The sequence below is a fragment of the Streptomyces sp. NPDC050617 genome (genome assembly GCF_040654795.1).
GTDB lineage: Bacteria > Actinomycetota > Actinomycetes > Streptomycetales > Streptomycetaceae > Streptomyces.
This window is the reverse complement of sequence record NZ_JBFAIS010000062.1, coordinates 1-6,387: the sequence shown is the minus strand read 5'-3', so window position 1 is coordinate 6,387 and position 6,387 is coordinate 1. Positions and strand designations below refer to the sequence as shown.

The 6,387-nt window shown below is 64.7% G+C and carries 4 protein-coding genes and 3 pseudogenes; 1 reads left to right on the top strand and 6 read right to left on the bottom strand.

Annotation, left to right across the window (positions count from 1 at the left end):
• Positions 1 to 56 precede the first annotated feature (56 nt).
• Positions 57 to 251: pseudogene (locus tag AB0I49_RS38070) on the top strand (hypothetical protein); the annotation flags it as partial.
• A gap of 239 nt (positions 252 to 490) precedes the next feature.
• Here AB0I49_RS38070 and AB0I49_RS38065 read toward each other — a convergent pair.
• From AB0I49_RS38065 to AB0I49_RS38040, 6 genes and pseudogenes are all read right to left on the bottom strand, one after another.
• Positions 491 to 1,260: pseudogene (locus AB0I49_RS38065) on the bottom strand (class I SAM-dependent methyltransferase).
• Positions 1,261 to 1,998: 738 nt separating this feature from the next.
• Positions 1,999 to 2,760 (bottom strand): transposase family protein, encoded by a 762-nt coding sequence (locus AB0I49_RS38060; RefSeq protein WP_363231817.1) that lies wholly within the window; start codon positions 2,758 to 2,760, stop codon positions 1,999 to 2,001.
• 101 nt (positions 2,761 to 2,861) lie between these two features.
• Positions 2,862 to 3,574, bottom strand: a pseudogene (locus AB0I49_RS38055) (transposase family protein).
• The gene (locus AB0I49_RS38050) at positions 3,537 to 3,845 is read right to left on the bottom strand and encodes a hypothetical protein (RefSeq protein WP_363231816.1); all 309 of its coding nucleotides are present in this window, start codon (positions 3,843 to 3,845) and stop codon (positions 3,537 to 3,539) included. The pseudogene AB0I49_RS38055 and the gene AB0I49_RS38050 overlap by 38 nt, the downstream one beginning before the upstream one ends.
• Before the next feature lie 139 nt (positions 3,846 to 3,984).
• Positions 3,985 to 4,704: a hypothetical protein gene (locus AB0I49_RS38045; protein ID WP_363231815.1), complete on the bottom strand. Its 720-nt coding sequence runs from the start codon at positions 4,702 to 4,704 to the stop codon at positions 3,985 to 3,987.
• Between the two features lie 174 nt (positions 4,705 to 4,878).
• Positions 4,879 to 6,138: an IS701 family transposase gene (locus AB0I49_RS38040; protein ID WP_363231818.1), complete on the bottom strand. Its 1,260-nt coding sequence runs from the start codon at positions 6,136 to 6,138 to the stop codon at positions 4,879 to 4,881.
• Positions 6,139 to 6,387 lie beyond the last annotated feature (249 nt).

Below are 6,387 nucleotides of genomic sequence, written 5' to 3'. Positions count from 1 at the left end.
CGCCAGAAGGGTGTCCAGGTTTGTCGTCACACACGAGCCAACGGGCGCCCTTCGCCATGGTCGCGGCCAGCACAAACATCGGACTCATTCATCTAGCCCAAGGCCACCGTCTGTGCGGCGCTCCACGTCACCAACGAAGCCGACCGTCCGGTGCTCCTGCGCACGCCCCGCATCCCAGCAGCATCCCGGTTTCCCGGCGGCAACATGGGGATCCTGGCGAGGCACCCTTTGAGTGCGCTGTCCGGGAAGAGCGGGAGGAGACGGGCCTCACCCTCGCCTCCGAGCCGCAGCTGCTGCTCATCCACTTCCTGCCGCCTGTCAGGAACTGGACCCAGCTCTCGTTGGGAGTCGCGTTGGACTTCCTCGGCCGCTCTGCTTTCACCCGCACGCCGGCGGCCGGGCTGCGCCCGCTGCGTAACCCGACCACCGACCAGAAAGTGGCAGACGACGAGAACAGCCGACCGCTCTGCCCAGCGGTCTGCTGTTCTTGCTACTCAGCCTCCAGGACGAAGAACAGGAAGCACAGGAAGCGCGGCATGGCCTCGATCGCCTCGGGAAACATCTCGCGGGCGGCGGGATCAGGGTCCGGCTCGCTGATAACCGAAATCCGAAAACCGGCCCCGATGAAAGCCTCGACCATCGCGTGCAGCGGCCTGTGCCATCTGCTCACCTGAGCGGTGCTGCCGCCCATGGTCCACTTGGTGGTGTCGAAGTAGTTGCACTCGTCCTCGCGTCGGGCCTCGCGGTGGATGAGGTTGACGGCAAATGGATGGTCGACAGAAGAGATCAGCCGACCGCCGGGCCTGAAGATGCGTCGCAGCTCGGCCAGCGTCGGCCCCCAGTCCTCCAGGTAGTGCAGCACCAGGGACGCCACTACATCGTCGAACGCGTCATCAGCGTAAGGAAGGGGCTGCCCAGGTCCGCAGCCTGCAGGTCCGCACCGTCGCCGAGCCGCCGCCGGGCCAGCTCCAGCATCCCGGCGCTCGTGTCGAAGCCACTTACAATGGCGCCACGGTCGCGCAGCGCGGCAAACAGGGCCCCCGAGCCGCAGCCGGCGTCGAGGATCCGCCGGCCCGTCACGTCTCCAGCGAGTGCAAGCATCGCGGGCCGCTCGTAGTAGGCATTAACGAGGTTGGATTCGTTTGCGGCCGCGTACGCCTCGGCGAACCTGTTGTAGTCGTTGGTCTTCGACGGATCCACACTCACGGCGGACGGCGAGACCAGCTTGGTGGACATCGCGTGCTCTTGGCGCTCGATCATGGTGCGGGAGACGTCCACTTCAGCAGTTCGGTTCCTGGCTGCGTCCATCTGCTGCGCTGCATCTTCGCACGGGTCAATCTCGTTCGCCCCCCCGAGTCCTCTCTCTATCGGGCCACGCTGGTGCGGCGGACCCACCCGGAATGCAGCAAGCGCCCCGGCGCTGGTGCTGAGAGCCGAAGCGCGAGCGCAAGCATCGGCGACGCCGATGGCATCATGTCATACCGGGCGCACACGGATCCCTGCACAACGGGCACCGGCAACATTCGCCCTTCGCCCCGCGTGTGGATTACCCCGCCAGCAGATCCCTCGATGGATCGCAGCGTTTACGCCAGACACCGCTACGGATCGGGCACATGATCTTGGGCAGCGGTGCTGTAGCCCATACCGGTCATCCGTAAGGGATTGCTCGGCGTGGGCCACTGCCCCTGCACGATGCCAACTGGACTGCGGCCCGCACCACCTGGCAACGCCCGGACCGAAGCATCATGGTCGAGCGCGGCAGGCTCGCACGCACGGCCTGCACTTCGCGTGCGTCTGGGTCGAGGGACGCGTGCTCGACGAGGGCACCGATCCCGAGCAGCAGCTCAACGGGGCCTCGCCGCGCCGCCGTTCGCTCCCCTACCCCCCCATATGCTCCACGAGGCGCGGCGTACCGTACGCCTCGCCAAGGGCCGGCTGCTAAAGGCTGTTGCAGAAGGGTGGGTGTGGGCAGGTCAAAGTGGTATTGAACCTGCTGGTTCAGCCTGTCATAGCGAGGTTTTGCATGGTGGCGACGGCGTGGTGGAGGCCGTCTCCTTTCTGGCGGCAGTCGCGGAGGATTTTCCAGTTCTTCATGCGGGCGAAGGCGTGCTCGACGAGGGTGCGGACGCGTCGGTGTTCGGCGTTGTCCTCCTCCTGGCCGCGCAGGAGTGAGTGTCCAGATCTCTTGCGGTGCAGGACGATCAAGCCGGTTCCCAGGTAGGCGCCGTCTGCGATGACCGTTGCCCCGGCCGCGATGGCGGGCAGGTCCGATTCCCGCCAGGCGTGGGTGTCCGCCTTGTTGTCGGGGACGGGGCGGGCTGTGGCGATCACCAGGCGGCTGTCCGCATCGATGATGACCTGCACATTCGCCGAGAACCGGTAGTTGCGTGAGGACGCGGCGACCGTACGGTCACGGACCGGGACGAGGGTTCCGTCCACGATCCACAACCGTTCGACGTCCGCGACGGGCCGCGGCGCCGGCTCGATCGCCAGGAGCGGCCGCAGGCGCTGGATGACCCGGCAGACGGTGGCCGGGGAGATCCCGAACAGCGGGGCGAGCTGCCGCATCGTGAGGTTGGTTCGGTAGTAGACGGCCACCAGCAGGACCCGGTCCGCCAGCGGCAGGCACCACGGCCGGCCGCCACCGGGACCATTACCTCCCCGCTCCCGTACCGCCTTCACCAACTTCTCGAACCGGCCCATCCGCAACCCGGTGAACGTCTCCACCCACAACGGATCAGCCCGCAACACCCCACCCATACAAGAGGAATGCCCTAACTCAGGCGTCCTACAACAACCTTTAAAGCGTGTTGCAGAAGGCTGGCGTCGGGCAGATGAAGCCGGGTTCTGTGCCTTGTAGATCATGTGGCCAGGGCGTGGTTATGGAGTGTGGCGACGGCTTGGACTGCGTGGTGGAGGCCGTTTCCGCGTTGCCGGCAGTCGCGGAGGATCTCGTAGTGCTTCATGCGGGCGAAGGCGTGTTCCACGCGAGCCCGTACGCGTCGGTGTTCCGCGTTGTCGGATTCCTCGCCCGGCAGGAGTGGGCGGCCGGGCCGCTTGCGGTGAGGGATGAGGAGGCCGGTGTTGATGTAGGCGCCGTCACCGAGCACGGTCACGCCCTGGCATACGTCGGCCAGACCGGAGTCCCGCCACGCTTTGGCATCGGCGGTATTGCCGGGCACAGGGCGGGCCGCAGCGATCACGAGCTTGCTGTCGGCGTCGATGATGACCTGCACGTCAGCGGAGAAGCGGTAGTTGCGTGAGGACGCGCCGACCTGCCGGTCCCGGACCGGGATCAAGGTTCCATCCACGATCCACAGCTGTTCGACAGCATCAGCGGGACGAGCAGCCGGCTCGATCGCCAGCAGTGGCCGCAGCCGGTGAATGACCCTGCACACAGTGGCCGGCGAGCAGCCGAACAGTGGCGCGAGCTGCCGCATCGTGAGGTGGTCCGGTAGTAGACGGCCACCAGCAGAACCCGGTCCGCCAGTGGCAGGCGCCTCGGCCGACGCCCGCCAGGACCATCCCCACCCCGTTCACGCACGACCTTCAGCAGCCGGTCGAACTGCCGCATCCGCAGGCCAGTGAACGTTCCCACCCTCAGCAGCTTGGACCGCCTCGTCCAAGGTCCGACGCACTGCCTCCTCGACCCGCAGGCACAATCCGTCCCCGTCCGGGTTGATGGTGTACGCCGATCCGCCCATAGTCAGCATGTCTTCCAGTTCCGACCCAAGACCGTCCGTTTCCCGGAAACGCTGGAAACCTTCCTGGTAACCCACTTTGGAGAGGATGTCGAGCAACACATCCGCAACCTCAAGGAACAGCATGCCACTGGAATCTTCCATGCTGATCAGCGACTGCGCAGCGTTGCAGCTGTTGAGGATTCTTGTCGGCAGGTGCAGGCGTAGACAGGCTTACTGCGCCGCCACGGATTATTGAGCAGCCACCTACTCACTGGGTCGCAAATCAAGAAGCGAGATATCGTCAAGGTTTCTTGGGGAGTAAAAGGAGATGCTCCTCCCTGACTACGTCGAATCGGAGCGCAAAGGCCACGAGGGCTTCACGCTTGGAATGCATACGCCCCTCGCTCATATACCTGGACCAACGACTAACTGGAAGCTTTTGATCTGCCAGATAGTTAATGTGATAATTAATGCTACTTCGATTTGCGTCTCTGAAATCACCACTCCCCCTCAACCTTTGGACAACTTCCTGCACGGACGGCACGGCCGCCATCGAATATCCCCTTAGGCGCGGTTCGCATAGTGCGACCAGAACCACAAAGTATTTACTCGCCGTCTCAAGGTCAACCATGGCAGGGCCCGGTGTCCCGACCGATAGCTCTTCCCCCATGAGGGGCGGAGGAGAGCCGAAAACAGTGAGCTCGATTATGTTATCACCAGAAGGAATCAGAACACGCGACATTTCAAATGGTATCGCTACCTGGAGCTGGCGCGGGCGCGCCTTGACCAATTCTATTCCACCCTCCAAATTCTCTATGACATATGTAGCACTGGTAGTAAAATTTGAAACAAGGAGACAGTTTTCGTGAAATTCAAATGCTCCGATGCTGGGCTTTCCGTCCGGCTCGAACCTGCCCGTACAACTCTCTATCCTGAAGTCCAGTTGTTCACCTGCTTTAAGGTGGACACTTTCACTCGTACCGCCCTGGCCGAGATCACGTTTCCTATCAACCCATGTCACGATCGCGACCGTATCGGGCTTTTCTGTCGAATGCATTAAATTGCTATCTCTTTCTCTACCATCATCGAAACGTCAGGCAATGAACAGCGGCGCGCCGACCAATCATCTAAAGGTGGTCCCGCAACGGCTGGTCACGGTCAGATGATCTTAGTACTCCGGCCGGAGATGTGATCTTCATGGCTGTAGGACGGCTTGGCGGCGGTAGTGGCTGTGGCAGGCTCGGGCCTGATGGCGTCGACGCCAGAGGGACCAGCGCAGTCGGTGAGCGAGGTCGCGGGCAGGGTGTGGGAACAGGGCGGTGAACAGGCGCTGGATCTCGTTGCAGGTGAGCGGGGCCAGTCCGTCGGGTGTAGTTCCATCGTCGGCCAGGGCCTGGCCCTGCCGTTCGAGTGCGGCGGTGACGGCGAGGAAGGCGTGGGCGAGTAGGGCCAGGGTGACCCAGCGGTGCCAGGAGTTCCAGCGGCGGACTTGGTGTTCGTCCAGTCCGGCCAGGGTCTTGGAGCTCTGGAAGGTTTCCTCCACGGTCCAGCGGGTTCCGGCGATCTTGACAAGGGTGGGCAGCGGGACCGGTCGGGGTGCGTAGCAGCGGTAGTAGGCACGCTCTCCGGTGCGACGGTTGCGGCGGATCAGCAGGTACTGATGTCCCGCCAGGCCGGGTGCGGCCAGGGCGAGGTGTGTCCAGTCGTACCAGCGGTGGCCCTTGGCTCCCTGCCCGGCGGACAGCTTGTGCCAGGCCAGCCGCGGGATGCGCTTGGCGAGGTGGTCAGAGCGTTGTGGCCCGGCCGGGGTGGGCAGGCGATGGGTGCTGGAGATGGCCAGGACGTAGCCGAGATGCCGTCCTTCCAGGGTGGCGCGCAGGTGCGGGTTGTCGCCGTAGACCTCGTCGCCGGCCGCCCACGCAGCCGGTGCTCCGGCGTCCAGTGCGCGTTCGATCATCTGAGCGGGGAGTTGTGGCTTGGTGGCGAAGCCGATGTCCTCGGGCACGCCGGCCCGGCGGCTTCGCTGCGGGTCGGATGTCCAGGACTTCGGCAGGTACAACACGCGGTCGATGCCCGCGTGGCCATGCCGGGATGTGTAGGTGGGGTGGACGGCAACCTGGGCGTTCTCGATCCGCCCGGCGGTGCCGGTGTACTGGCGCTGCACGCCGACGGTGTGGGTGCCTTTCTTCAGGTCGCCGGTCTCATCGACCACGAGCACGGCCTGGTCGTCGGCCAGATGGTCCAGCACGAACGCGCGGAGGTCGTCGCGTACCAGGTCGGCGTCCCACTTCGCCCGGCCGAGCAGGTGCTGGAGCCCGTCCGGGCTGGTGTCGCCGGCGTGCTCGGCAATCGTCCAGCAGTTCTTGCGCGGCAGGTCAGCCAGCAGTCCCAGGACCAACTGCCGTACTCGCAGCCGGGGCTCGGCCCGCCCGAAGCGGCCCGCTATCCGGCCCAGCAGGCCCTCGAACATCGCCTGCCAGCAGCCAGGCACTACGCTGTGGCCCGCGGCCACCGCTTCGTCATCAGTCCACACCTGACGATGATCACCGGTGGCCTCACCCGTCTTCCCACCGGCCCTACCAACAAGATCACGTCTCGGGCTGGAGTACTAGTACTGCAACGGCGTTTGGTGTGACTGGTGGCCAGGTTGGTCGTTGGGCTGGTTATGGGTGGGGGCCACGGCGATGTGAGGAAGTGGGCGGCG